Source organism: Streptomyces spinoverrucosus (assembly GCF_006539505.1).
Lineage (GTDB): Bacteria > Actinomycetota > Actinomycetes > Streptomycetales > Streptomycetaceae > Streptomyces > Streptomyces spinoverrucosus.
The window spans coordinates 1-26,296 of record NZ_BJND01000093.1; the positions used below are offsets into that span (position 1 = coordinate 1).

General features: G+C 71.7%; 20 protein-coding genes. 7 read left to right on the forward strand and 13 right to left on the reverse strand.

Annotated elements, in window-relative coordinates; all coding sequences use genetic code 11:
• Window positions 1-229: 229 nt before the first annotated feature.
• Window positions 230-1,237, reverse strand: coding sequence for a stage II sporulation protein M (locus SSP24_RS38820; RefSeq protein ID WP_141315407.1), 1,008 nt, complete (start codon window positions 1,235-1,237; stop codon window positions 230-232).
• A 131-nt stretch (window positions 1,238-1,368) separates the two neighbouring features.
• Here SSP24_RS38820 and SSP24_RS38825 point away from each other — a divergent pair, with 131 nt between their 5' ends.
• Window positions 1,369-2,364 carry an RDD family protein gene (locus SSP24_RS38825; RefSeq protein WP_141315409.1) on the forward strand — a complete coding sequence of 332 codons (996 nt, stop codon included), beginning with the start codon at window positions 1,369-1,371 and terminating at the stop codon, window positions 2,362-2,364.
• 100 nt (window positions 2,365-2,464) lie between these two features.
• On the opposite strand, the gene SSP24_RS38830 is transcribed toward SSP24_RS38825, so the two are convergent.
• Together SSP24_RS38830 and ahcY are read right to left on the reverse strand one after the other, a co-directional pair.
• Window positions 2,465-3,079 carry a hypothetical protein gene (locus SSP24_RS38830; RefSeq protein ID WP_141315411.1) on the reverse strand — a complete coding sequence of 205 codons (615 nt, stop codon included), beginning with the start codon at window positions 3,077-3,079 and terminating at the stop codon, window positions 2,465-2,467.
• A gap of 189 nt (window positions 3,080-3,268) precedes the next feature.
• Entirely contained in the window at window positions 3,269-4,726 is a 1,458-nt protein-coding gene (ahcY, locus tag SSP24_RS38835; protein WP_141315413.1) for an adenosylhomocysteinase, read from the reverse strand.
• Between the two features lie 479 nt (window positions 4,727-5,205).
• Between ahcY and SSP24_RS38840 the strand changes: the two genes are divergently transcribed.
• Entirely contained in the window at window positions 5,206-7,335 is a 2,130-nt protein-coding gene (locus SSP24_RS38840) for a fructose-specific PTS transporter subunit EIIC (protein ID WP_141315415.1), read from the forward strand.
• Window positions 7,336-7,500: 165 nt separating this feature from the next.
• Here SSP24_RS38840 and SSP24_RS38845 read toward each other — a convergent pair whose 3' ends face one another.
• From SSP24_RS38845 to SSP24_RS38875, 7 genes are all read right to left on the reverse strand, one after another.
• On the reverse strand, window positions 7,501-8,478 hold the full coding sequence (locus SSP24_RS38845) for a cation diffusion facilitator family transporter (protein ID WP_141315417.1): 978 nt from the start codon (window positions 8,476-8,478) through the stop codon (window positions 7,501-7,503).
• A 132-nt stretch (window positions 8,479-8,610) separates the two neighbouring features.
• A complete protein-coding gene (gene manA, locus SSP24_RS38850) occupies window positions 8,611-9,762 on the reverse strand; it encodes a mannose-6-phosphate isomerase, class I (RefSeq protein ID WP_141315419.1) in 1,152 nt (383 codons plus the stop codon).
• 62 nt (window positions 9,763-9,824) lie between these two features.
• Window positions 9,825-10,955 carry an SIS domain-containing protein gene (locus SSP24_RS38855; protein ID WP_141315421.1) on the reverse strand — a complete coding sequence of 377 codons (1,131 nt, stop codon included), beginning with the start codon at window positions 10,953-10,955 and terminating at the stop codon, window positions 9,825-9,827.
• Window positions 10,956-11,214: 259 nt separating this feature from the next.
• On the reverse strand, window positions 11,215-11,385 hold the full coding sequence (locus SSP24_RS38860) for a Trm112 family protein (RefSeq protein ID WP_086773532.1): 171 nt from the start codon (window positions 11,383-11,385) through the stop codon (window positions 11,215-11,217).
• A gap of 209 nt (window positions 11,386-11,594) precedes the next feature.
• Window positions 11,595-12,959, reverse strand: coding sequence for a phosphomannomutase/phosphoglucomutase (locus SSP24_RS38865; RefSeq protein ID WP_141315423.1), 1,365 nt, complete (start codon window positions 12,957-12,959; stop codon window positions 11,595-11,597).
• A 102-nt stretch (window positions 12,960-13,061) separates the two neighbouring features.
• Window positions 13,062-14,678 (reverse strand): L-lactate permease, encoded by a 1,617-nt coding sequence (locus tag SSP24_RS38870; protein WP_141315425.1) that lies wholly within the window; start codon window positions 14,676-14,678, stop codon window positions 13,062-13,064.
• Window positions 14,679-14,809: 131 nt separating this feature from the next.
• Window positions 14,810-15,232 (reverse strand): DUF3499 domain-containing protein, encoded by a 423-nt coding sequence (locus SSP24_RS38875; RefSeq protein ID WP_053760356.1) that lies wholly within the window; start codon window positions 15,230-15,232, stop codon window positions 14,810-14,812.
• Window positions 15,233-15,526: 294 nt separating this feature from the next.
• On the opposite strand from SSP24_RS38875, the gene SSP24_RS38880 reads away from it, so the two are divergent.
• On the forward strand, window positions 15,527-15,976 hold the full coding sequence (locus SSP24_RS38880) for a metallopeptidase family protein (RefSeq protein WP_174864792.1): 450 nt from the start codon (window positions 15,527-15,529) through the stop codon (window positions 15,974-15,976).
• A 29-nt stretch (window positions 15,977-16,005) separates the two neighbouring features.
• Here the strand turns inward: SSP24_RS38880 and SSP24_RS38885 are convergent, their stop codons facing one another.
• The 3 genes from SSP24_RS38885 to SSP24_RS38895 form a co-directional block, all read right to left on the reverse strand.
• Window positions 16,006-17,466, reverse strand: coding sequence for a DUF5719 family protein (locus SSP24_RS38885; protein WP_141315428.1), 1,461 nt, complete (start codon window positions 17,464-17,466; stop codon window positions 16,006-16,008).
• Window positions 17,463-21,134: a glycosyltransferase family 2 protein gene (locus SSP24_RS38890; protein WP_141315429.1), complete on the reverse strand. Its 3,672-nt coding sequence runs from the start codon at window positions 21,132-21,134 to the stop codon at window positions 17,463-17,465. Before SSP24_RS38890 ends, SSP24_RS38885 begins: the two co-directional genes overlap by 4 nt.
• 181 nt (window positions 21,135-21,315) lie before the next feature.
• Window positions 21,316-21,579: a WhiB family transcriptional regulator gene (locus SSP24_RS38895; RefSeq protein ID WP_003975777.1), complete on the reverse strand. Its 264-nt coding sequence runs from the start codon at window positions 21,577-21,579 to the stop codon at window positions 21,316-21,318.
• Window positions 21,580-22,254: 675 nt separating this feature from the next.
• Between SSP24_RS38895 and SSP24_RS38905 the strand changes: the two genes are divergently transcribed.
• The 4 genes from SSP24_RS38905 to SSP24_RS38920 are packed head-to-tail and all read left to right on the forward strand — an operon-like array spanning window position 22,255 to window position 26,097.
• Window positions 22,255-22,749 carry a cysteine dioxygenase gene (locus tag SSP24_RS38905; RefSeq protein WP_141315433.1) on the forward strand — a complete coding sequence of 165 codons (495 nt, stop codon included), beginning with the start codon at window positions 22,255-22,257 and terminating at the stop codon, window positions 22,747-22,749.
• 34 nt (window positions 22,750-22,783) lie between these two features.
• On the forward strand, window positions 22,784-23,743 hold the full coding sequence (gene cofD, locus SSP24_RS38910) for a 2-phospho-L-lactate transferase (protein ID WP_141315435.1): 960 nt from the start codon (window positions 22,784-22,786) through the stop codon (window positions 23,741-23,743).
• On the forward strand, window positions 23,740-25,035 hold the full coding sequence (locus SSP24_RS38915; protein ID WP_141315438.1) for a coenzyme F420-0:L-glutamate ligase: 1,296 nt from the start codon (window positions 23,740-23,742) through the stop codon (window positions 25,033-25,035). The genes cofD and SSP24_RS38915 overlap by 4 nt, the downstream gene beginning before the upstream one ends.
• Window positions 25,036-25,092: 57 nt before the next feature.
• Window positions 25,093-26,097, forward strand: coding sequence for a DNA-3-methyladenine glycosylase family protein (locus SSP24_RS38920; protein WP_141315440.1), 1,005 nt, complete (start codon window positions 25,093-25,095; stop codon window positions 26,095-26,097).
• The last annotated feature ends 199 nt before the right edge of the window (window positions 26,098-26,296 follow it).

Genomic DNA, 26,296 nt, shown 5'->3' on the forward strand with positions numbered 1-26,296 from the left:
GGTTCCGACTTTATCAGAGGTTTCGTGCCGGTCAGACCGGCCGTCCATTCCGATTCATCGGGGTAGCTTCTGCGGAGCAGGTGTTCCGAGAAGCGAGCAGGTTCTCAAGGTGCCGACCGGATGAGGTCCAGTCCAGGCAACTGTTTGAATCTACCTCCCCACATGCTCCGTGTCAACGGCTCCTGTGGGGCGAAGAGGAGACTAGCAGTCCCGCAGGCCTGTCCGCACATCACGCGGCGGTGGGCACCGTGGCGCTGCGCTCGGACGCATCCACGTCCCCCGTCTCCCCGGCACGGGCGGCACGCCGTCCGAGCACGTAGACGTACGCGAGGAAGGCGAGCTCGGCGGCGATGCCGATGCCGATGCGGGCCCAGGTCGGCAGGCCCGACGGGGTGACGAAGCCTTCGATCGCGCCGGCGATGAACAGGACCAGGGCAAGTCCGATCGCCATGCCGATGGCGGCTCGGCCCTCTTCGGCGAGGGCCTTCCTGCGCGTGCGCGGGCCTGGGTCGATCACCGTCCAGCCGAGGCGCAGTCCGGTGCCGGCGGCTACGAAGACCGCTGTCAGCTCCAGCAGCCCGTGCGGGAGGACGAGGCCGAGGAAGGTATCGAGGCGGCCTGCCGAGGACATCAGGCCGAAGCCGATGCCCAGGTTGAGCATGTTCTGGAAGAGGATCCAGAGGACAGGGAGGCCCAGGAAGGCGCCGAAGACCAGGCATATGGCGGCGGCCTGGGCGTTGTTCGTCCAGACACGGGCGGCGAAGGATGCCGCGGGGTGGCTGGAGTAGTAGCTCTCGTACTCGCCGCCGGGGCGGGTGAGCTCGCGTAGCTCGCTGGGCGCGGCGATGGTGGCCTGGACTTCTGGGTGCGTACCGATCCACCAGCCGAGGAGCGCCGCGACGAGAATCGACAGGAGTGCCGTGGGAACCCACCAGTGGCGCGATCGGTAGACGGCAGCGGGGAAGCCGTATGCAAGGAAGCGGGTGACATCGCGCCAGGAGGCGCGTCGGGTGCCGGTCACCGCACTACGCGCGCGTGCCACCAGTTGACTGAGGCGCCCGGTCAGCTGGGGATCAGGTGCGCTGGACTGGATCAGGGAAAGATGAGTCGCAGTGCGCTGGTAGAGCGCGACGAGTTCGTCGGTCTCGGCGCCGGTGAGGCGGCGCTGGCGCCGGAGCAGGTCCTCCAGGCGGTCCCATTCCGCTCGGTGGGCGGAGATGAAGACGTCGAGGTCCATCGGTTTGCCTGCTCCTCGGCTGCTCGTCGGCGGGCCCGTCGTGAGTATCAGCTTGTCGTACTGCGATGCTCGGTGCCCTCAGCTTGGCAGACTGGCCGTTCTCGGGGCAGGCCAGGGGAAGGACGGCGGGCGTGAGTGAGCTGGTGACGGGCGAGGCGGTGGCGCTGGAGTTGCGCCCTGCAAGGCTGCCCAGCAGGGCGCTGGCCGTCCTGCTGGATCTGATCGTGGCCTTTGCCGCGTACATGATCGTGACCATAGTGCTGGTGATCTCCACGGCCTCCTTGGACGAGGCTGCTCAGATCGCGATCTCCATCGCAACGTTTCTGCTGGTTCTGGTGGGCGCGCCGATCGCCGTGGAGACGCTCAGTCATGGGCGGTCGCTGGGAAAGATGGCGTTCGGGTTGCGGGTGGTGCGTGACGACGGCGGGCCGATCCGGTTCCGCCATGCGCTGGTGCGGGGGGCCATCGGCGTCGTCGAGATCCTGCTGACGCTCGGGGTCATCGCCTGTATCGCGTCGCTCGTGTCGGAGCGTGGGCGCCGGCTCGGGGATGTGTTCGCGGGGACTCTCGTCGTGCGGGAACGGATACCCGCCGCCCGCGCGCGTTTCGTGCCTCCGCCACCGCCCTGGCTGGCCGGGCGTTTCTCGGGACTCGATCTGTCGGCGGTCCCGGATGGGCTGTGGCTGGCCATACGGCAGTACCTGACGCGCATGCAGCAGCTCGACCCCCAGGTCGGCGGGGCCATGGCGGAACGGCTCGCCGCCGATCTCGCGGAGCGGACGGGTGCTCCGGTACCGCAGGGGATACCGCCGGCCGCCTACCTGGCCGCGGTGGTGCAGGAGCGGCAGGCGCGGGAGATTCGGCGGACCCACGCGAACGGGGCCGGTGCGGGTGGTCCTGGCCACGATGGGCAGTACGGGCGTAGTACGGCGCCTGGTGCGCACACCCCTGTCGCCGCTCCGCCACCTGCCGAGCGTTTCCCGACGCCAGCACATCCCGGATATGAAGCAGCGCAGCCCGGACGCCGTCCCGAAGGCCCGGCGCAGGCGCCGCCGCCCGGGCCGCAGCAGGGCGGGCAGTCGCCCGACACGGATCGTCCCGCGACCGGGTTCGTGCCACCCGCGTAAGCCCGCGCGGCCGCAGGGCCCGCGGCCTCGATGCCGCGTCTGCCCGGCCTTGATGCCGACTCTCCTTCGGCAAGGCCCCCGCTCAAAGAAAGGCCCCCGCTCAAGGAAAGACAGACGGCGGCGAGTCCAGATCCTCCAGCTCGATGCCGGGGGCCGCGAGCACCACGTCTCCGGCGATGTGTACGAGGTGCTGCTCGCCCGTGTCCAGGGCTGTGACCTGGTATTCGTCCACGGTCAGGGGGCCGTTGTCAGTGCCGTGTGCTTCTCTTTTCAGCAGTGCCCAGGACTGGTCCACGGTGCGCGGGGCGAGGACCGGGTCTGTGAAGGCGACGAGGCGTACGCGAGTTGCGGAACTGGAAGGGGTGAGGCGCAGCAGACGGGTGGTGGCAATGAGGAACGCGGGGGAGGTGCCGGTGAAGGCGTGGGCGCGCACATTGCCTTCCGTGGCATCGGTGCCGGTGGGGTCGGTACGGACCCAGGTGACGCCGTCGAGGGCGGCGCCGCGCACCTGCCAGCCCGCCGCGTGGAGTTCGAGACGGATGGGGCGGCCGAGTTCGTCGAGGGCGAGGTCGACGGAGCCGATGTGATCGCCCGAGGGGGTGGTCAGCTGGGAGACGTAGCGCCAGCCGGAAGGACCGGGGGCGCAGTGGAAGTGCTCTTCTGCGAGGGGGGTGTGATCGTGCGGATCGTGGAGCGAATAGCGGCCGCGGGGCATGAGGGTCCTGGGGTGTGACGGGCTGGTCCGGTTCGCCGCGACAAGTCGGTGACAGCTGGGTCGGTGACGGCTGGTCCGCGTCAAAGAGGCAGGCCCCCGGCACGGGGGTGCGGGGGCCTGTCTCGGAGGACCTGCTGCTGAGCCGCGTGTCAGTGCACGGGCGCGCGGCTCAGCGGGCCGGCTGCGGACTCAGTAGCGGTAGTGGTCCGGCTTGAACGGGCCCTCGACCTTGACGCCGATGTACTCGGCCTGCTCGGGGCGGAGCGTGGTCAGCTTCACGCCGAGCGCGTCGAGGTGGAGACGGGCGACCTTCTCGTCCAGGTGCTTGGGCAGCACGTAGACGTCGGTCGGGTACTCGTCGGGCTTGGTGAACAGCTCGATCTGGGCCAGGGTCTGGTCCGCGAAGGAGTTGGACATCACGAACGACGGGTGACCGGTGGCGTTGCCCAGGTTCAGCAGGCGGCCCTCGGAGAGGACGATGATCTTCTTGCCGTCCGGGAAGGTCCAGGTGTGGACCTGCGGCTTGATCTCGTCCTTGACAATGCCGGGGACCTTGGCGAGGCCGGCCATGTCGATCTCGTTGTCGAAGTGGCCGATGTTGCCCACGATCGCCTGGTGCTTCATCTTGGCCATGTCCGAGGCCATGATGATGTCCTTGTTGCCGGTCGTGGTGATGAAGATGTCGGCCTTGTCGACGACCTCGTCGAGGGTCGTGACCTGGTAGCCGTCCATCGCCGCCTGCAGGGCGCAGATCGGGTCGATCTCGGTGACGATCACGCGGGCACCCTGCCCGCGCAGGGACTCCGCGCAGCCCTTGCCCACGTCGCCGTAGCCGCAGATGACCGCGGTCTTGCCGCCGATCAGGGTGTCGGTGGCGCGGTTGATGCCGTCGACCAGGGAGTGGCGGCAGCCGTACTTGTTGTCGAACTTCGACTTGGTGACGGCGTCGTTGACGTTGATCGCCGGGAACAGGAGGGTGCCTTCGCGCTGCATCTCGTACAGGCGGTGTACGCCGGTCGTGGTCTCCTCGGTGACGCCGCGGATCTCGGACGCCAGCTGGGTCCACTTCTGCGGGGTCTCGCTCACGGTGCGGGTGAGCAGTTCGAGGATGACGCGGTGCTCGTCGGACTCGGCGGTGTCGGGCGAGGGGACCTTGCCGTCCTTCTCGTACTCGACGCCCTTGTGCACCAGGAGGGTGGCGTCACCGCCGTCGTCCAGGATCATGTTCGGGCCGCCGGTTGGGGTGTTCGGCCAGGTCAGGGCCTGCTCCGTGCACCACCAGTACTCCTCGAGGGTCTCGCCCTTCCAGGCGAAGACCGGGATGCCCTGCGGGTTGTCGGGCGTGCCGTTCGGGCCGACGGCGATGGCGGCGGCCGCGTGGTCCTGGGTGGAGAAGATGTTGCAGGACGCCCAGCGGACCTGCGCGCCCAGGGCGACCAGGGTCTCGATGAGCACGGCGGTCTGCACGGTCATGTGCAGGGAGCCGGTGACGCGGGCGCCCTTGAGGGGCTGAGCGTCGGCGTACTCCTTGCGGATCGCCATCAGGCCCGGCATCTCGTGCTCGGCGAGGGTGATCTCCTTGCGGCCGAACTCGGCCAGGGAGAGGTCGGCGACCTTGAAGTCCTGTCGGTTCTCGACAGTGGTCATTGCGGGCTGCTCCTCGGTGGTTGGGTCGAGGTGGGTTCGGCTGATCTGCGCGGCGGCGGACACAAGGGTGCCCGAAGAGCACACAGGCATGCCCGCGTGCGCGCAGCGCAGTCCGTCGGAGGCCCTCTCTCCCTCGGCCGGTCCGCTGAGGACCGCCCGACCGCCATCAGCAGCGACGTCTGACTCCGTCCCAAGCTACACCGGGCGGCCCAGCCGTCCCCAGCCCACCTACGAACAATTCACGCCGATCACGGCAACAGGTCGCTGTCGGCAACGGGCCGCCGTCACGGCGGCGACAGCGCAGAGAAGAAGGGGGGACATGCGCGGGCGAAGTTGAGTAAGCAGGGCTTTTCGCCTCGCGGAGGGGCCTTGGAGTGGTGGGGTGGGTGTTGCAGGATGCGGGGTGATCGGGGCATCCGGTCGAACGTGCGGGGCGTCCGGGACGGCGTTCCGTGTGACGAAGGTGTAAGGAGAACGACGTGACGAGTCCGGCCGGTCCTCCCCCCACGGGCGGCGGTGACGAGCGCGGGCAGTTGAGGCTGCTGGCGGTGACCGCGTGCCCGACCGGGATTGCGCACACGTACATGGCGGCGGAGAAGCTCGCTCAGGCTGCCGAGAGCCGCGGTATCGAGATGAAGGTGGAAACGCAGGGTTCCATCGGGGCCGAGAACGTCCTGGATGACAACGATGTCAGCCGTGCTGACGGCATCATCGTCGCCGCCGACAAGGACGTGGACCTGAGCCGTTTCGTCGGCAAGCGGGTCCTGACGGTCGGGGTCGCCGAGGGCATCCGGCATCCCGAGCAGCTGATCGAGCAGGTGCTGTCGGCTCCGGTGCACACCGGGCGTGGCGGCGCCGCGGCGGAGTCGGCCGGTGGTGGCAGGGAGCGGAGCGTCGCGTACAAGGCGCTGATGAACGGGGTCAGTTACATGATCCCGTTCGTGGTGGTCGGCGGGTTGCTGATCGCGATCTCGCTCTCGCTGGGCGGGCACACGGATCCGTCCGGCGGTCTGGTCATCCCGAAGGACTCCTTCTGGATGGATGTGAACAACATCGGTGTCATCGGCTTCACGCTGATGGTGCCGATCCTCTCCGGCTATATCGCCTACGCGATCGGCGACCGCCCCGCGCTGGTGCCCGGCATGATCGGTGGGTGGATCGCCAACACCGGTGAGCTTTACGACTCCAAGGCGGGGGCGGGCTTCATCGGGGCGATTGTGACCGGATTCCTCGCCGGGTATCTGGTGTTGTGGATCAAGAAGGTCCGGGTGCCGAAGTTCGTGCAGCCGATCATGCCGATCATCGTGATCCCCATCGTCGCGACCTCGGCGCTCGGGCTGTTCTTCATCTATGTCATCGGTCGGCCGATCTCCTGGGTGTTCGAGCATCTGACCAGTTGGCTCAGCGGAATGACCGGGACGAGCGCGATCCTGCTCGGCGCGATTCTGGGGCTGATGATCGCGTTCGACATGGGTGGGCCGGTGAACAAGACGGCGTTCCTGTTCGGCGCGGGGCTCATCGCGACCGGCAACCAGGCCGTGATGGGCATGTGCGCGGCGGCGATCCCGGTGATGCCGCTGGGGCAGGGGCTCGCCACGCTGATACGCAAGCGGCTCTACACAGAGCAGGAGCGGGAGACCGGGCTGGCCGCACTGTTCATGGGCTGCTTCGGGATTTCCGAGGGCGCGATCCCGTTCGCGGCGGCGCGGCCCGCGCAGGTGATTCCGGCGAACATGCTGGGTGGCGCGGTGGCCGGTGCGGTCGCGGGGCTGGCCGGGGTGGAGGACGCGGTGCCGCACGGTGGGCCGATTGTGGCGGTGCTGGGTGCGGTCAGCGGGGTGCCGATGTTCTTCGTCGCGGTGCTGATCGGCACGGTGGTGACCGCGGTGACGACCGTGGGCCTTGTCGGCATCGGCGAGCGGAAGCGGGGGCCGGGGTCGCGGCCGGGTGAGGCGCCGGTCGGGGGCGGGTTCGCCGCCGGGCCCGAGGCTGCGCTCGTCGGGGCGGGGGTGGCGGCACCGGGTGCCGGGGCCGTCGTATCCGGAGAGGCGGTGGCCAAGGCTACGGCTGCCGGTGTGAGGCGGGATGCCGAGCCGACGGGCGGGGCCGGTGAGGCGAAGGCTGAGGTTGAGCCGTCCGGCGGTGCGGAGGTCCAGGTCCTCTCCGGTTATCTGACCAGGGAGACCGTGCAGGTGGGGCTGGGCGCCGGGGACAAGGACGCCGCCATCCGGGAGATGGCGGGTCTGCTGGCGCGGAGCGGCAAGGTCGCCGACCCGGACGAGTTGGTGCGGACGGCGCTGCGGCGGGAGGAGCAGGGCACGACCGGGCTCGGCGAGGAGATCGCGATCCCGCACGCCAAGACGGACGCGGTGACCGCGCCGGTCGTCGGTTTCGCGCGGTCGGACGAGGGCGTGGAGTGGGGCTCGCTGGACGGTACGAAGGCGAGGCTGGTGTTCATGATCGCCGTACCGGAGGTTGCCGCGGGCGATGAGCATCTGCGGATTCTGGCGCTGCTGTCGCGGAAGCTGATGGATGCCGGATTCCGGGAGCGGTTGCTGGCGGCGCCGGACGAAGGGGCAGTGCTGGGCGTTCTGCGCGAGGTCGAGTAGCTGCGGCGCTCATAAGGGCTCACAAGGGTTGAGGGCTGGTCGTGTACGACCTGGCGCTCATCGGAGTCGAAGGCCGGTCGTGTACGACCGACCGGGCCCCCGCAACCAACCGGGGCCCGCCGAACACTCGGCGGGCCCCCCGGGGGCGTGACAACGCGGAAGACGTCAGTGGCCGCTGCTGTGGCTCGGGCCGCCCGGCGATGCCTCCCGGTCGGAACCCTTGGCTGCTTCGGCCTCGCTGTAGATGTCCGGCTCCAGGTAGATGACGCGGGCGATCGGGACGGACTCGCGGACGCGGGCCTCGGCGGCGTCGATGGCGGAGGCGATCTCGGTGGCCGTGCCGTCGTGGCGGACGGCGACCTTGGCGGCGACCAGGAGCTCCTCGGGGCCGAGGTGGAGCGTGCGCATGTGGATGATGCCGGTGACGGTGTCGCCGTCGACGATCGAGGCCTCGATCTTCTTGACCTCCTCGACGCCGGCCGCCTCGCCGAGCAGCAGCGACTTGGTCTCGACGGCCAGGACGAGCGCGATCAGGATGAGCAGGACACCGATGCACAGGGTGCCGATGCCGTCCCAGACGCTGTCGCCGGTGAGCAGGGCCAGGCCGACGCCGCCGAGGGCGAGGATCAGGCCGACGAGCGCGCCGAGGTCTTCCAGGAGGACGACCGGCAGCTCGGGTGCCTTGGCGTGGCGGACGAACTCCTTCCAGGACTTCCGGCCGCGCAGGACGTTGGACTCCTTGATGGCCGTCCGGAAGGAGAACGTCTCCGCGATGATCGCGAAGACGAGGACGCCGACCGGCCAGTACCAGTGCTCGATCTCGTGCGGGTGCTTGATCTTCTCGTAGCCCTCGTAGATGGCGAACATGCCACCGACCGAGAACAGGACGATCGAGACGAGGAAGGCGTAGATGTAGCGCTCGCGCCCGTAGCCGAACGGGTGTTGCGGGGTCGCCTCGCGCTGGGCCTTCCTGCCGCCGAGGAGCAGCAGGCCCTGGTTGCCGGAGTCGGCCACCGAGTGCACCGACTCGGCCAGCATCGAGGACGAGCCGCTGAAGAGGAACGCCACGAACTTCGCTACCGCGATCGACAGATTGGCGAGCAGTGCCGCCACGATCGCCTTGGTGCCGCCTGACGCGCTCATGTGTTCGCGTTGTCCCTTCGTACGCCGTCCACCAGGGCTTCGCCCGCTCGCGGGCTTTGCCGGTCCTTTGCCGGTGGGCCATTGTTGCAGCCCGGTCCGACAGCGGCGCGCCAGGTCACCACACCCGCTGGATCAGGCCACGACGGTCGCCCGGAACAGCGTTCCCGTACCGGACACTTCGGCCTTTTCGCCTGCCCGTACGAAGACGGACTGGCCGGGCCTCAGCTCGTGCTCGCCCGTGCGGACGGAGCCCGCCGTGCAGAGCAGGATCTGCGGGGTCGCGCGGGTGAGGTCGTGGGTGGTGCCGCCCTCGGGCAGGACGTACCGGGACAGCCGGAACTCGTCGATGGGGGTCTCGTAGACCTCCTCGCCGTCCGGGGACGCCTCGGGGCGCAGTACGCCGGGGTCGCTCGGCTGGAAGCGGACGATGCGCAGGAGTTCGGGGACGTCGACGTGCTTGGGGGTCAGGCCGCAGCGCAGGACGTTGTCGGAGTTGGCCATGATCTCCACGCCGAGGCCGTTGAGGTAGGCGTGCGGGATGCCGGCGCCGAGGTACAGGGCCTCGCCGGGCTGGAGTCGGACGTGGTGGAGCAGCATGGCGGCGATCACGCCGGGGTCGCCGGGGTAGTGGTGGGCGAGGTCGGCGTACGCGGCGTAGGCGCCGCCGAGACGCGCGCACGCGGCCGTGGCGTCGGCGACCGTGCGGGCCATTTCCTCGGGGTCCGCGGTGAGGACGGCGGTGAGGACCTCGCGCAGCGCCGCGTCCTCGGGGTGGGCGCGCAGCAGGTCGACGTACGGCTTGAGGGAGTCGACGCCGAGGCCGTCGAGCAGGTCGGCGGCCTGGTGCGGGTCGCGGAAGCCGCACAGGCCGTCGAACTCGGTGAGCGCGCAGATCAGTTCCGGCTTGTGGTTGGCGTCCTTGTAGTTGCGGTGCGGGGCGTCCACGGGGACGCCGCGCCGCTCCTCCTCCTCGTAACCCTCCTTGGCCTGCTCCAGGTTGGGGTGCACCTGGAGGGAGAGTGGGGCGCCCGCGGCGAGGATCTTGAGGAGGAAGGGGAGACTGTGGCCGAACTTGGCCACGGCGGCCGCGCCGAGTTCCTTCTCTGGGGCGGCCGCGATGACGTCGACGAGCGTGCCGCGGTCGGTGCGCGAGGGTGCGCCCGGGTGGGCACCCATCCACATCTCCGCCTGCGGTTCGCCGGTCGGCTCGACGCCGAGCAGCTGCGGGATCGCGGTGGTGGAACCCCAGGCGTAGGGGCGGATGGTGTTGTCGAGGCGGTCCATGCGGTTCTCTCTGCCGGTTCTGTGCGGACGCGCATAGGAAGGTCGCGGCGTCCTGGGCCAGATCAGGCCCTCGATGCGAGCGCCAGGTAAACGGCGGCGAAATCCGTGATGGCGATCAGTTCTGCGAGGGTCTCCAGTTCGCCGCCGGGGTCGGGTTCCAGTTCGCTGATCGGCGTGTCGTGGCTGAGGGCCAGGTCACGGGCGGCGGGGGCGGCGGTGAGGCCGCCGATCGGGCGGTCGCGAAGCAGCACCACGCGCGCGTGCAGGGCGGGCGGTTCCTCCACGCGGTCGCGGAAGAAGTCGTCGGGGTTGGCTCTGGCGGCGAGCGGGCCGGCGAGCAGGGCGCTGTGTGCGGCGAGTGCCTCGGGGAGTTCGGCCACGACGGCCGGCTGGCCGGACAGTTCGGCGAGCGCGGCGGCGAAACGGCGGCCCGCCGGGCCGGCCGAGGTGCCTTCCGTCCAGATCACCGGGAGCGCGTCGGCGAGTTCGGCGGCCAGGGTCTTGGCGGGATTGCTGTACGTCGCGATGGCCGGCCCGCAGCGTTCGGCGATGTGGTCGAGGCGGTCGGCGACCTTCTCCAGCGCGTCCGGCGCGGCGGTGAGCAGGCCGATGCGGTCCAGCAGCGCGAGCAGCGGGGTGAGCAGCGCCCACAGCACGCCGGGGGCGGACGCGGCGAGGGGTTCGTCCTGCTCGTACGGGGCGGTCGCCATCGGTACGAACAGGCCGTGCGCGGCGCCTGAGACGGCATCGGCGATCGGGGTGCCGGCCGGGGCCACGGCGGCGACCGCGCAGCCGCGACGGTAGGCCTGATCGGCGAGCAGGGACAGGCCGGGTTCGGTGCCGTCCGGGGTGGTGATCAGCAGCAGGTCGACCGAGCCGGCCCAGCCGGGGAGTTCCCAGCGCAGGGCGCCCGCGGCGGGGGCGACGCCGGTGGGGGCGAGGCGGGTGACCGGGCTGCCGGGGCCGGCCAGCGTGCCGAGGAGGTCGGCGGCGTGGGTGGCGGCGGCGCCGGGGCCGGCGATGAGGACGGCGCGGGGGCGGCCGTCGGGTTTCAGCTCGCCGACTCCGGCCTCGGTGGCGTGCCGGGCGGCCGTGCGGACGCGGGCACCGGCCTCGGCGGCGCCGCGCAGCAGGCCGCGCTGGTCGGCCTCGGCGAGGCCCTCCGGGGAGTCGAGCAGCGATTCGTCGAGCATGAGCGGCAGCCTCCGGACGCCGGGTCGTCGGTTGTGCGGGCGGCGGGTCCCGTCCTGGGGCCCGATCCCCGCGGGCGGCGGTCTGTCTGGCGGGCCGATCCGCGCGGGCGGCGGGTCCGTCTGGCGGGCCGATCCGCTCGGGCGGCAGGTCCGTCGGGCGGGCCTGATGCGCGGGGCGGCGGGTCCCGTCTGGCGGGCCCCACGCGCGCGGGCGGGCGGTCCGTCTGGCGGGCCGATCCGCGCGGGCATCTACGAGCAGTTACGCCGGGCGGCGGGCCTCGTCGACGAGGAGGACGGGGATGCCGTCACGGATGGGGTACGCCAGGCCGCAGTCCTGGCCGGTGCAGATCAGCTCGGTGTCCTGCTCCTTGAGGGGGGCGTGGCAGGCCGGGCAGGCGAGGATCTCCAGGAGGCCGGCTTCGAGCGGCATGGGGGGTCCCTTCTGGGCGGGTGTGTGGACCGGTGCGGGTACGTGTGTTGTGGTGCGGATGTGCCTGGTCAGCGTACCGCCGTGGGGGCGGGGTGTGCGGGCGTTGGGGACGGCACGCGGGGCCCGGATCGTCGGGGGTGGCTGAGGGCCCGGACCGTCGGCGGGCCCCCAGCTGTCACCCCGCTCCACTCACCCCCGGGTAGGCCCGCTCACCCCCGGATAATCGCCAGCGCCTCGTCGCGCACCTTCGCCATCGTCGCCTCGTCGCGGGCCTCCGCGTTCAGGCGCAGCAGCGGCTCGGTGTTGGACGGGCGGACGTTGAACCACCAGTCGTCGGCCGTGACCGTGAGGCCGTCGAGTTCGTCGAGGGTGATGCCCTCGCGGCCCTCGTACGCCGACTTGAGGGCGGCGATGCGGGCCTGCTGGTCGTCGACGGTGGAGTTGATCTCGCCGGAGCCGGCGTAGCGGTCGTACTGGGCGACCAGGGACGAGAGGGGGCCCTCCTGGCCGCCGAGCGCCGCCAGGACGTGGAGGGCGGCCAGCATGCCCGTGTCGGCGTTCCAGAAGTCGCGGAAGTAGTAGTGCGCGGAGTGCTCGCCGCCGAAGATCGCGCCGGTGCGGGCCATCTCGGCCTTGATGAACGAGTGGCCCACCCGGGTGCGGATCGGTGTGCCGCCGTTCTCCTTCACGACCTCCGGGACCGTCCACGACGTGATCAGGTTGTGGATGACGACGCCCTTGCCGCCGTGCTTGGCCAGCTCGCGCCCGGCGACCAGGGCGGTGATCGCGGACGGCGACACCGGGTCGCCGTTCTCGTCGACGACGAAGCAGCGGTCGGCGTCGCCGTCGAAGGCGATGCCGAGGTCGGCGCCCTCGGTGCGTACGCGCTGCTGGAGGTCGACGATGTTGGCCGGGTCCAGCGGGTTCGCCTCGTGGTTGGGGAACGTGCCGTCCAGCTCGAAGTACATCGGCACGAGGTCCAGGGGCAGGCCCGCGAAGACCGTGGGGACCGTGTGGCCGCCCATACCGTTGCCCGCGTCGACCACGACCTTCAGGGGGCGGATGGACGTCAGGTCGACGAGCGAGCGCAGGTGGGCCGCGTAGTCCTCCAACGTGTCACGCTGCGTGATCGTTCCCTGCGTCGCGGCCGGCTCGGGAGCGCCCGACTCGCTCCACCCCTCGACGAGTTCGCGGATCTCGGCGAGGCCGGTGTCCTGGCCGACCGGGGCGGCGCCCGCGCGGCACATCTTGATGCCGTTGTACTTGGCCGGGTTGTGCGAGGCCGTGAACATGGCGCCCGGCAGGTTCAGCGCGCCCGAGGCGTAGTACAGCTGGTCGGTGGAGCAGAGGCCGATCTCGGTGACATCGACGCCCCGTGCCGCCGCCCCGCGCGCGAAGGCCCGTGACAGCCCGGGCGACGAGGGCCGCATGTCGTGCCCGATCACGATCGCGTCGGCGCCGGTCACCTGGACGAAGGCCGCCCCGAAGAGCTCGGCCAGCGGCTCGTCCCACTGGTCGGGGACGACCCCGCGGACGTCGTACGCCTTCACGATCTGCGACAGATCAGCAGCCACGGCCAACCCTCCTGAAAGTCCTATCGGTGCCCCCAAACTACCCGCCCCCGCCGACAACGACCTGTGCTGACCGAAACTGGACTCCCAGCCGTAACCCTCAGGTCAGGGCAGCATCCAGCCGAGCACCGGTGAACTCTGGCCGACCACGATCAGACACATCACGAGCAGCAGCGCCAGGCTCCACGGCAGCACCTTGCGCAGCAGGTCCCCCTCGCGGCCCGCGAGCCCGACGGCGGCGCAGGCGATGGTGAGGTTCTGCGGGGAGATCATCTTGCCGAGGACACCGCCGGAGCTGTTGGCGGCGGCCAGCAGTTCGGGCGACAGCCCCGACTCGCGCGCGGCGGTCACCTGCAGCGCTCCGAAGAGGGCGTTGGCCGAGGTGTCCGACCCGGACACGGCGACACCGAACCACCCGAGGACCGGCGACAGGAACGCGAGCCCCGCGCCGGCCGCCGCCACGAAGTGACCGATGGTGGCCGCCTGCCCGGAGAGGTTCATGACGTAGGCGAGGGCCAGCACGGAGGTCACCGTCAGGATCGCGAACCGCAGCTCGTACACCGTCGCGAGCCACTCCTTGACCGCCACGCGCGCGTGCACCCCGGTCACGACCGCCGTGCCCACCCCCGCGAGCAGCACGAGCGTGCCGCCGGTGGACACGATCGGCCAGGTGAACACGTTGCCGCCGACCCGCTCCCCGTCCGGGCCGACGACGTCCAGGAAGGGCCAGTCGTACGTCTGCGTCGCCCGGGCCAGCCAGTCCTTCACCGCCGGGATCTGCGCCACGGAGAAGACGGCCACGATCAGCGCGTACGGGGCGTACGCCCGCACGACCTCCGCGCGCGGGTCCTGCTCGTCCAACTCCTCGCTCCGTACGCCGGTCAGCACGGACGCGCGTACGGGTTCGGCGGCGGGCTTGCGCGCCTGCGGTACGGCGACCAGGGCGCCCGCGCCCGCCAAGGCGGCGGCGATGTCGGCGAGTTGGGCGGAGAGGTAGTTCGAGGCGGCGAACTGGGCGACGGCGAAAGCGATTCCGCACACCACGGCGGGCACCCAGGTCTCGCGCAGCCCGCGCCGCCCGTCCACGAGGCCGATCAGCACCAGCGGCACCACGAGGGCCAGCAGCGGGGTCTGACGCCCCACCACGGAGGCGACATCCTCCAGGGGCAGCCCCGTGACCTGAGCGAGCGTCACCACCGGCGTGCCCATGGCGCCGAACGCCACCGGCGCGGTATTGGCGACCAGCGCGACGATCGCGGCCCGTACCGGTTCGAAGCCGAGGGCGACGAGCATCACCGAGCAGATCGCGACCGGCGCGCCGAACCCGGCAAGCGCTTCCAGCAGGGCGCCGAAACAGAAGGCGACGACGAGCGCCTGGATGCGCGGGTCGTCGGACAGCCGCCCGAACGACCGGCGCAGGATGTCGAAGTGCCGGGTGCGGACGGTCATCCGGTACACCCACAGGGCGTTGACGACGATCCACAGGATGGGGAAGAGCCCGAACACCGCCCCCTGGGCGGCGCTGGAGACCGTCTGGTCCAGCGGCATGCCGTACGCGAGCCAGGCGACGACAACGGCCGCCAGCAGACCCGTGAGGCCCGCCAGGTGGGCCTTCATACGCACGCCGCCGAGCAGGACCAGGACGATCACGAGGGGCAGGGTCGCCACCAGGGCGGACAGGCCGAGCGAGCCGGCGACGGGTTCCAGTTCCTGGACGTACACAAGCGCCTCCCCGGATTCCGCGATGCGGAAAGCGATTTCTCACGGGTGACGGAATGGTCGTGTCCGCGACAAGCCCGAGTCAATGGGCGTGCAGGATTCAACGAAAACGGGAGGGGAGGGGAACCGATTGCTCAGTTGTCGGGGGAACGCAGAACCCGCAGGTGGCCGCGGCGCGCGACCTCCATCGGGTCCGCCGCGCGGCCCCCGCCACCGGCCTGCGCCGCGCGCTCCTGGGGCCGGGCGGCCTCACGCACCGCGTTGGCGAGCGCTTCCAGATCGTCGCCGCTGGGGCGGGCCGGAGCCGAGCCGTCGAGGAGCCGGACGACCTCCCAGCCGCGGGGGGCGGTGAGGCGCTCGGAGTGCTCGGCGCACAGGTCGTAGCAGTGGGGTTCCGCGTAGGTGGCGAGCGGGCCGAGGACCGCGGTCGAATCGGCGTAGACGTACGTCAGCGTCGCTACGGCGGGACGGCCGCAAGCGGTGCGCGAACAGCGACGTACAGGGCTCACGACGTTGGACGGTACCGCACTCTTGAGCGGGCCGCGACGACTCTCCACCAGGTCACTCCACCGTGTCGTGCTGTGAATCGTCCCACAGGTCTCTTCCGGCACACGCGGCTGACCTGCACGGACGCGCCTGTCCGGTGTCTCGTACGATCACGAAAACGGTCAACACCGCACACAAACACCATCAATTGCCTCGTGATCGCCGGTCTCGGAGGGATACGGAATCGAGCCCAACCTTGGCTGGAATGGTCATCCTGCGACATGCCGTACGGCGGCGGGCGAAGGTCCGGAATGCCGCGTGGAGGCCGGGCACGCGCCTCCCGCGAGGACTACGCTTCACCAGTGATGGACAACCGAGTACCGCCCCGCGCCGCAGGCCCCGGGCCCCGCCGCCGTGATCGTCACGGCCGGGGCATGCGCGGCCCGATCGCGCCCCCTCAGGTGCCGCTCGCGGCGAGCCGTGCCGAGGCGTTCGCGGATCTGGTGCAGGACTCCGTGGAGCGCCTGGAGCGGCGGTGGCCCCAGCTTGCCGACATCGATTTCCTCGTCCTCGAAGTGCCGAGGCTGGACGGGCCCGGGCGGGCGTGGAACGACGAGGCGGTACCGCTCGGCGGCACCATTCCGGCACGTGAGGGGCGTCCCGCGCGCGTGGTCGTCTACCGGCGTCCCGTCGAGATCCGCACCAAGGGCCGCGACGAGCGGGCGGCGCTGGTCCACGAGATCGTCGTCGAACAGGTCGCCGAGCTGCTCGGTCTGACGCCGGAGACGGTTGATCCGCGGTACGGGGAGGACTGAGCGGGCACCGCGCGGTCCCGGCTTACCGCCTACTTCTGCAGCACCGACAGATCCTGCTCCGCCTCCGGCACGGCCACCGTCCCCCGGTCGTCGGGCAGGGTCTGGACCGTGAATGCCGGGACGCCGTCCTGCGACGCGGTGAGGGTCCGGGACGCGTAGACCGGGCCGCCCGACACCGGCTCCACCGTGAGCGCGTACGTACCCTTCAGGCCGCTCGGCACCGGCACTTCGACGTCCTGTGTCGTGCCCGCCTTGACCGAGTATGTCTTCGACACCGCCGTGCCCCCCTCGGTGCCCGCCGACGCCGTGACCTTGACCTGCGCCGCCTCCCCCGGGGCGACCAGCGAAAGGGTCACGCCCTTCTCGGTGTTGCCTGCCGACGACGCGCGTGTGCCCACCGCTCGGGTCGCGGGGATGAACGCCGTCTCCTGGGAGTCGCCCTTGCCCCGCACCACCTGCACGGCGGCCACGACCGGCGCCGCCTGGTCCGTGGGCGTCAGCACCAGTGACCCGGGCTCGCCCCGCGTGACGTCTCCCAAATCGACGGCGGTCGTCACGCCCGGCTTCACGTGCAGCGTCTCGTGCCCGGCGGGCGTGATCAGCCCGGTCGGCGAGGCCAGCCGCACCTTGAGGTCGGCGTCGGCGTCGCCCGGCGTGAACGCGACCAGGCGCACCGCCGTCGCGTCCTTCGGGATGCCCGGCACCACCAGGCTCCCCGCCGGCTCCGCGGCCGCCGCCAGCCAGTCGCCGCCCGCCTCGTCGTCCAGCGCCTGCACCGCGGCGCCGACCCGACCGCTGCGGACGTTGACGTGGACCGTGAGGTCGGTCTCCTTGGCGTCGGTCAGCGTCGACAGCAGGACCGGCTCGCTGGACTGGGGCGCGACCGTGATGCCCTCCCCCACCGTGGACTCCAGCGCCCCGTCCTTGCCGTACAGCTCGATGTCCACCACGGCGGCGGAGTCGTCCGGGTTGGTCAGGTGCACGTAGTCGGTCCGCCCGTCCGACGTGCTGGCACCCGGGAACCAGAACTCGGTGTCCGGCGCCGAACAGTTGACCCCCAGCAGCCCCCGCCCCGCACCGGCGGTGACCTCGGTCGTCTCCTGCACGGTCCACCCGGGCGCGAACCTGCCCTCCGCCGTGCCCATCAGCGCGGGCGCCTCGCCCCCCGAACTCTCCCCGGACACCGGCGAGCCGGGCTCCTTGGGCTCCAGCACGGGCTTCCCGGCCTTGCCGCCCCCGGCCGACTTCAGCTCCCCCTTCCCCTCGCTCCCCGTCCCCTCGGTGACCGGGGTGAAGGACGTGTACGTCGTCTCGGCGAGGTCGGAGGTGCTGGGCGCGGGGCAGGCCAGGCTCGTGCGCTCCACCGGCAACTGGGCCGCCGCCTTGGCGGTGTCCGTGCCGGTCGCCTCCGGGGCGGACAGCGTGGCGAACCCGGTGACGGCGGCGAGCGCGCCGACGCCGGCGATCAGGGACAGGGTGGTGCGGTTCACTGCTGACTCCCGTCGGGGCGCTCACTGCCGCTGCCATGCGGGTCTTGCTGCTGTGTGGGGTCGTACGTCGCGTCATAGCCCTGCGGGTACTGGTCGTACGTCTGCTCGTACGCGCCCTGCTGGGCCGAATCCCCGTACGCGTACGGGTCGTACTGCCCGCCCTGGTAGGGGTCCGCCTGGTACTGGTCGTTCTGGTACGGCTGCCCGTACGCGCCCGCCGCGTACTGCTGACCGGCGCCCTGGTACTGCTCGCCGCCGTACGTGCCGTACTCCGCGCCCGCGTAGCTCGCGGTGTCCCACTCGTCGTACGACTGCTGGTTCGGCACCGATACCGGGGTCTCCTCCTGCGGAGGAGACGGGAACTCCTCGCCCCGGGCGGCCTCTTCGGCCTCGGCCTGGGCCCGCAGGCGGCGGGCGCGGCGGCCCTCGCCGGCGACGGCCTGGGCGGGGATCGCGGGCTCCTCGGGGAGGTCGTCGTCGACGTCGCGGCGGCGCCCGGGCAGGGCGAGCACGACGAGGACGACGGCGAGGAAGCCCTGCGCCCACAGCCAGGCGGTGTGGCCGATCGGGTCGTCGTAGGTGACGTCCAGCGTGCCGCCGCCGGTGGGGAGTTCGAAGCCCTGGGCCCAGCCGTCGACGGTGGTGCGGGTGAGCGGCTTGCCGTCGAGGGTGGCGGTCCAGCCGGCGGACGCGGTGTCCGCGAGGCGCAGGATCCGGCCGTCGGCGCCGTCGGGGACCTTGGTGTGGATCTCGACGGGTCCGGCGGCGACCGGCTGCGGGTCGCCCGAGCCGGAGGCCGGGACGATGACCGCGCGCGCGACCTGGCGGTCGACCCGCCACAGGGCGCTGCCGTCCTGCTGGCTGAGCCGGCTCAGGCCGGGTGTGGCGTCCAGGACGCGGCTGACCTCGCGGGGCGCGCCCTTGTGCACGAGGACGTAGCGCACGGCGAAGTCGCCGAGCTGGTCGGCCTGGTCGGCGCCGGAACCGGCGACGAGGTTGGCGACGACCTTGTCGAGCGCGGCGTTGCCGCCGTCGGCCGCGGCGAGTTCGGCGTCGCCGAGGCGGGCGCCGGAGCCGCGGACCAGGGTGTAGCCGACGTGGGCGGTGGAGTCGCTGTCGAGGACCAGGGTGCGGGCCTGGTCGCGGGTGCTGCTCTCCTCGGCGACGAACGCAGGCACCTGCACCGGGTCGCGCCGCTCCACGGGTCCGTCGGCGCCGCGGATCATCCACCCGGCGGCAATGAGCAGCGGGCCCGCGGCCGAGGCGAAGGCGATCAGCGCGGCGACCGGCTGGCGCCAGCCGAAGCTCTGCTCGGCCACACGCGCGCGTGCCCCCTCGGCGCCCAGCGCGGCGGCCGCGAGGAGCGCGATGCCGTAGACGAGGGTCGCGGGACCGGCCCAGGCGGAGCTGTTGGACAGCACGGCGAAGACGAGGCCCACCAGGGCGACCGTCCAGGCCGTCCAGATTCCCGACTGACGCTCGTGGCGCATCAGGGCGGCCAGCGCGGCCAGCACGATGCCGAACAGCATCAGGCCGCTGACCGTGCCGGGCCCGCCCGGGCCGGCGCCGAGCAGGTCGAGGGCGGACGCGGCCGAGTCGCCGTACTCCAGACCGGCTTCGCGGAAGAAGCCGAACGGCAACAGGGACAGCGACCAAGGGGCGAGGATCAGCAGGGGTGTGCCCAGCTGGGTCAGGAAGCGCAGGCCGTAGGCGGTGATGTCGCCGCGGCGCACGGCGAGCAGGCCGATGCCGAGGACCAGCGCGACGGGCCACACGATCGGCGTGAACGCGGTGGTGACCGTCAGCAGCAGGGCGTACGCCCAGGTGGCGCGCCAACTGCCGCGCGCGCCCGAGGGGTTCGCGAGGCCGCTCGCCGCGATGCCCGCGCGCGCGAGGAGCGGCAGCAGCACGGCGAGGACGGCGGTGCCGAGCCGGCCGCCGGCGAGGGCGCCGGTGGCGGCGGGCAGGAAGGCGTAGACGACGGCCGCCCAGGCGCGCAGCAGCCGGGACTCGACGAGCGGGCGGGAGGCGAAGTACGCGGTGAACCCGGCCAGCGGCACCGAGCAGACCAGCAGCACCGTGACCGCGAGGCCGGCGGAGCCGAACAGCGTCGAGCCCAGCATCGCCACCAGCGCGAGGTACGGCGGCGCGGACGCGTCCCCACCGGCGCCCACGGGGTGCCAGGAGTCGAGGTAACGCGACCACAGCTCACCGGAGTCGGCGGGGGCGGGCAGCAGGGCGCCGCCCGCGAGGGAACCGCCGCCGAGGAGTTCGCGGCAGGCGACCAGTGAGACGAACAGCAGCACCAGGAAGAGCATCGGGCCGGGGTTGCGGGCGATGCGCTTCAGGCGGGCGAACTGCTCGATCTCCATGAAGTCCGCGTCGTCGCCGCCGGGCCCGGACTCGACCGCGCCGCCGTGCCGTCCGGCGCCCGTGGTGACCTCCGGGTCGGAGCGGCCGACGACGCTGCCCGCCGCCTGTTCGACGGTGGCCCGCACGGTCGCGCCGGGCGGCGGGAACAGGGGCCGCAACTCGCCCTTGTCGACCACCGGTCGGCCACGCCTGCGACGGCCCGCGACGATCCGCTCGGGCCGCAGCAGCACGCTCAGCAGACCCCGGATCTCGTCGACCGCCTGGCCCGGCACCTTGCCGACCAGATAGGCGACGGTCCGCAAGAGCGTGCCGAGGACCAGCCGCAGCAGCACCCAGGGCAGCGTGGCCGTGCGGGCGTTGACGAGCAGGGTGTAGACGGCGCCGGCCTTGTCGACCTTGTGGGGGGAGGCTGTGGTGCGGCCCGCGCAGTCGACGGTGCGGCGCTCCCGGGAGGCCGCCTCGGCGTGTCGTACGACCGCCTCGGGGGCGACGAGGACCCGGTGCCCGGCGGCGTGGGCGCGCCAGCACAGGTCGACGTCGTCACGCATCAGGGGCAGGCGCCGGTCGAATCCGCCGAGCTGTTCGAAGACATCGCGGCGGATCAGCATGCCGGCGGTGGACACGGACAGCACGGGCCGGACGTGGTCGTGCTGGCCCTGGTCCTGTTCACGGCGGTCAAGGCCGGTCCAGCGGCGGCCGGAGTTGGCGATGGTGACGCCGACTTCGAGCAGCTGCCTGCGGTCGTACCAGCCGCGCAGCTTCGGGCCGACCACCGCCACGTCGTCGCGGCCCAGTTCGAGTTCGTTCTCCACCACCCGCAGCAGCTCTGCCAGGGCTTCCGGTTCGGGGGCGCAGTCGTCGTGCAGCAGCCACAGCCACTGCACCGGCTCTCCGTGCGGCAGCTCGGGCATGTCATAGGCGTCGTCGCGCCAGCTGCGCGTGACGGGGTCCCAGCCGCTCGGCCGCCTCAGGTACGGCAGGTCCTCCGGGGTGAGGACGGGCGCGGTGCGGTTGACCTCCTCGACGGCCTGGCCGAAGCCGGTGCGCCGGGCGAGGTGCAGCACGCGGTCGGCGCCGAGTGCCTCGGTGACGAGCTGGGCGGAGTCGTCGGCGCTGCCGGTGTCGGCGGCCATGACGTACTGAACCGGCCGCTCCTGGCCGAGCAGCCCGGCGAGCGCGTCGGGCAGCCAGCGGGCGCCGTCGTGGGAGACGAGGACCGCGGTCACCACATGACGCGGAAACTCTGGTGTGGCAGCGGCATCGTGCTGGGCTGCCGTGTGGCTGTGCACGGACATCGAGGTACGGGCCCCGGTTCGGTGGACTGCGGTGGACACCTGTGCCGTACGGGGACGGCGGGGTGTCTCGGACGAGCGACCACACTATCGGCTGCCCATGACGACGGCCCGCCGCCTGTGGATAACCCACCCGCGACGGGCCGTTCGCCCCGTATGTACGAAGACGATGTGTGCCGTTCGATCAGACGGCCGCCTTCTTCAGGCGGCGGCGCTCACGCTCGGACAGGCCGCCCCAGATACCGAATCTCTCGTCGTTGGCCAGGGCGTACTCAAGGCATTCGGAGCGGACCTCGCAGGCGAGACAGACCTTCTTGGCCTCGCGGGTCGAGCCGCCCTTCTCGGGGAAGAAGGACTCGGGGTCGGTCTGGGCGCACAGCGCGCGCTCCTGCCAGCCGAGTTCCTCGTCCGCGTCGTCGACCAGCAGTTGCTGCACCAGCTCGGTCATGTGCGCCCCTCGTCTGTCTTTCGCGTCCCCGTGATGTAGCCGTTACCGATTTCGGCTGAACGACACGAGTGAAATTACAAGTGTGCTGCTCCGGGCGAGTCAAGCCGAGATCTGCTATTGGGCCCCTTATTCACTCTGCGGAACCAAGGCCGTGCGGAAAGTGTTCAAATCGCCATAAACCTTGACACGCGGTCGGGGCCCGGGCGGCCACCGGCCTCGCACAGACCCAGTACGAACCCTGTACGAGGAAGGACGTCCACTGGCTCAATCTCGTTCCGACGCGCGCACCGAAGCGAACCGGATCACAGTCGGATCACGGGATCGCAACGCGGCTTGCGCGCCCGGTTGTGCGCCATGTGTCCCGGTGAACGACTGAGCAAACCTTTCACCACAGCGATGAACCGGAAGAGGTGAAACATGTCCCACATATCGGGCGCCGGGTTGACAGTGCGGGTGTGAACCGGTGTTCTTGTGGGCATGCTCGCGAACTTGGCGCCCACCTCGACCCGCACCGCCGGGTCCCTCGGTGCTGCCCACGCTCGCTGTAGCTGTTGTTGCTGTTCCAGCTGTTGAGCCCGCTCCCATCGCTCCGGCTGTGCCCCGAGTCGCCATGACTCGGCTGTCTTCTCGTTGCTTCCGCGTCTCCGCTCTCCCGCCGAGGAACCACCGCACCCCATGAACAGCGACAGCGACCTCCAGATCGCCGGCGACATCCTCGAAGTCCCGCACCTGCTCCAGGCCCCGCGCGAGCACCCGGCCACCGTCGCCGAGTTCGTCGGCCTGGCCCGCTCCATCGCCGCCGACCGCTCCCAGTGGGAGCACCTCGTCCAGTACGACGCCACCAGCCGCTGGTACCACCGGCTGCGCACCGGCCCCGGCTACGAGGTCTGGCTGCTGTCCTGGGTGCCCGGACAGGGCAGCGGCCTGCACGACCACGGCCCCTCCTCCGGCGTCCTCACCGTCCTGGGCGGCACCCTCACCGAGCGGACGCGGCGGGGCACGCGCGCGTTGGAGCCGGGTGCGCAGCGGGTGTTCGCGCCGGGCTATGTGCACGAGGTGGTCAACGACGCCCTCGAAGCGGCGGTGAGCCTGCACATCTACTACCCGGGCCTCACGCAGATGCCCATGCACACCACCCCGCACTGCGAGGCGCGTGCGGTGACTGCCTGACGCGTTGTCGTAGCCGCCTGCAACACTTGCTCCCATGCGCATTGTGGTTCTGGCAGGCGGCATCGGTGGTGCCCGGTTCCTGCGCGGTCTGAAGCGGGCCGTGCCGGACGCGGACATCACCGTCATCGGCAACACCGGTGACGACATCCACCTCTTCGGGCTGAAGGTCTGCCCGGACCTCGACACGGTGATGTACACGCTCGGCGGCGGCATCAACGAGGAGCAGGGCTGGGGAAGGGCCGACGAGACCTTCCACCTCAAGGAGGAACTCGCGGCGTACGGCGTGGGGCCGGAGTGGTTCGGCCTCGGCGACCGGGACTTCGCCACGCACATCGTGCGGACCCAGATGATCGGCGCGGGCTACCCGCTGAGCGCGGTCACCGAAGCCCTGTGCGACCGCTGGCAGCCCGGCGTCCGCCTCATCCCCATGACGGACGACCGCGTCGAGACGCACGTGGCCGTCGAGCTGGACGGCGAGCGCAAGGCGATCCACTTCCAGGAGTACTGGGTACGGCTGCGGGCCTCGGTCCCCGCCGAGGCGGTCGTGCCGGTCGGCGCCGAGCAGGCCAAGCCCGCGCCCGGCGTGCTGGAGGCGATCGCGCAGGCCGACGTCATCCTCTTCCCCCCGTCCAACCCGGTCGTCTCGGTCGGCACCATCCTCGCCGTGCCCGGCATCCGCGAGGCGATCGCCGACGCCGGGGTGCCGGTGGTCGGTCTCTCCCCCATCGTCGGGGACGCGCCGGTGCGCGGGATGGCCGACAAGGTGCTCGCGGCGGTCGGCGTGGAGGCCACGGCCGCGGCGGTCGCCGAGCACTACGGCTCGGGGCTGCTCGACGGCTGGCTCGTGGACACCGTGGACGCGAGCGCGGTGGAGCGGGTCGAGGGGGCGGGCATCCGCTGCCGGGCCGTACCCCTGCTGATGACCGACGAGGAGGCGGCCGCGCAGATGGCCCGCGACGCGCTGGCGCTCGCCGAGGAGGTGCGGGCCGCATGACCGGCTACCGCGTCTGGGCGATCCCCGGCCTGCCCGAGGTGGCGGCCGGGGACGACCTCGCCAAGCTGATCGCCGCCGCCGAACCGGGCCTGGCCGACGGGGACGTACTCCTCGTCACCTCGAAGATCGTCTCCAAGGCGGAGGGCCGGATCGTCCAGGCGGACGACCGGGAGGCCGCGATCGACGCCGAGACGGTACGGGTGGTGGCCCGGCGCGGGCCCCTGCGCATCGTCGAGAACCGGCAGGGCCTGATCATGGCGGCCGCAGGCGTCGACGCCTCCAACACGCCCACCGGAACAATGCTGTTGCTGCCGGAGGACCCGGACGCGTCCGCGCGCGCGATCCGGAACGGACTGCGCGACACCCTCGGCGTCAACGTCGGCGTGATCGTCACCGACACCTTCGGACGACCCTGGCGCTCGGGGCTCACGGATGTGGCGATCGGCGCCGCCGGCGTACGCGTACTCGACGATCTGCGCGGGGGCACGGACGCGTACGGCAATCCGCTCAGCGCCACCGTCGTCGCCACCGCCGACGAGCTCGCCGCCGCGGGCGACCTGGTCAAGGGCAAGGCGGCCGGGCTGCCGGTCGCGGTCGTACGCGGCCTGCCGGACGCGGTGGCCGAGGAGGACGGGGAAGGAGCGCGGGCCTTGGTACGGGGCGCACGTGACGACATGTTCCGGCTCGGCACGTCGGAGGCGGTACGCGAGGCGGTGACCCAGCGGCGTACGGTCCGGTCCTTCACGGACGAGCCCGTCGACCCCGGCGCGGTACGCCGAGCCGTGGCCGCGGCGGTGACGGCACCGGCGCCGCACCACACGACGCCGTGGCGTTTCGTCCTGCTGGAGTCGCCCGAGTCGCGGACCGAGCTGCTGGACGCGATGCGGGACGCGTGGATCGCGGACCTGCGGCGGGACGGCAAGACGGAGGAATCCATCGCCAAGCGGGTGCGCCGCGGGGACGTACTGCGCAACGCGCCGTACCTGGTGGTCCCCTGCCTGGTCATGGACGGCTCCCACACCTACGGGGACGCGCGGCGGGACGGGGCCGAGCGGGAGATGTTCGTGGTCGCCGCCGGGGCGGGCGTACAGAACTTCCTGGTGGCGCTGGCCGGGGAGCGGCTGGGCTCGGCGTGGGTGTCGTCGACGATGTTCTGCCGGGACGTGGTGCGCGAGGTACTGCGGCTGCCGGCGGACTGGGACCCCATGGGCGCGGTGGCGGTCGGCCACCCGGCGGAGGACCCGCGACCGCGGCCGGAGCGGGACGCGGGGACGTTCATCGAGGTGCGGTGACAACGCCACCTGGACGCCTACCCTCATAGAGCAGCCCTCTACCCCTGGAACCCACTCATGTCAGGACGCTTCGCTCCCCGCCCCACCCGCACGACGGTGCGCGGTGGGGAGGTCGCCGTGCCTCCGGGCGTGCCGCGGCAGGTGGCGCGGACGGCGGGGCGCATCCGGACGTGGGTGCCGGACGGGCCGCTGGACCTCGGGCTGGTGCTGGGGCCGTTGCGGCGGGGGCCCGGGGATCCGACCTTCCGGACCACCCCGGACGGGTCGGTGTGGCGGGCGTGCCTCACACCGGCCGGACCGGGAACGCTGCGGGTGTCGGCGCATGGCACACAGGTGCGGGGCGAGGCGTGGGGCCCCGGCGCGGACTGGCTCCTCGACCAGCTCCCTGACCTGCTAGGCGCCTCGGACGACCCCTCCCTCTTCTCCCCCCGGCATCGCATCGTCGCGCTGGCCCGGCATCGGCGCCCCGGCTTGCGGCTGACGCGGAGCGGGCTGGTCCTTGAGTCGCTGATTCCGTCGATCCTGGAGCAGAAGGTCACGACCGATGAGGCTTATCGGGCGTGGCGGTTGCTCGTACGGAAGTTCGGCGAACCGGCGCCGGGGCCGGTGCCCGGGCGGATGTGTGTGATGCCACCACCGCGGACCTGGGCGCTGATCCCCTCGTGGGAATGGCACTGGGCCGGGGTCGACAACAAGCGGGCCTCCACGATCCTGCGAGCGGTACGGGTCGCTGCGCGGCTGGAGCAGGCGGTGGGGATGGAACCCCCGGCCGCGCGGGCTCGGTTGGAGCTCGTGCCGGGGGTGGGGCCGTGGACGTCGGCGGAGACCGTGCAGCGCAGCCATGGGTCGCCGGACGAGGTGACCGTGGGGGATCTGCATCTGCCGGGGATCGTGGGGTGGGCGCTGGCCGGGGACCGGGATGCGGACGACTCCGTGATGCTGTCCCTGCTGGAGCCCTACACCGGGCAACGCCATCGCGCGGCGCGCCTGATCCTGCTGAGCGGAAGGGTGCCACCGAGAAGGGCTCCGCGGATGCCTCGGGGGGACATCGGGCGGTTGTAAGTCCCCGGCGTTGCACGTTCCGCAAGGCGCCGCCGGCGCGCCCAGCGTTGCAGCTGAGGCCGCGGCGTTGCGCACCCCGGCGCAACGGGGTGCCGCTGCGCCCACCCGTGCCGCCCCAGCGGCACGACTGCCCGCAGCTGCGCGCGCTGCAGCCGAGCCGAGGGACGTCACGCAACCCGGCACTACGAGGTGCCGCCCG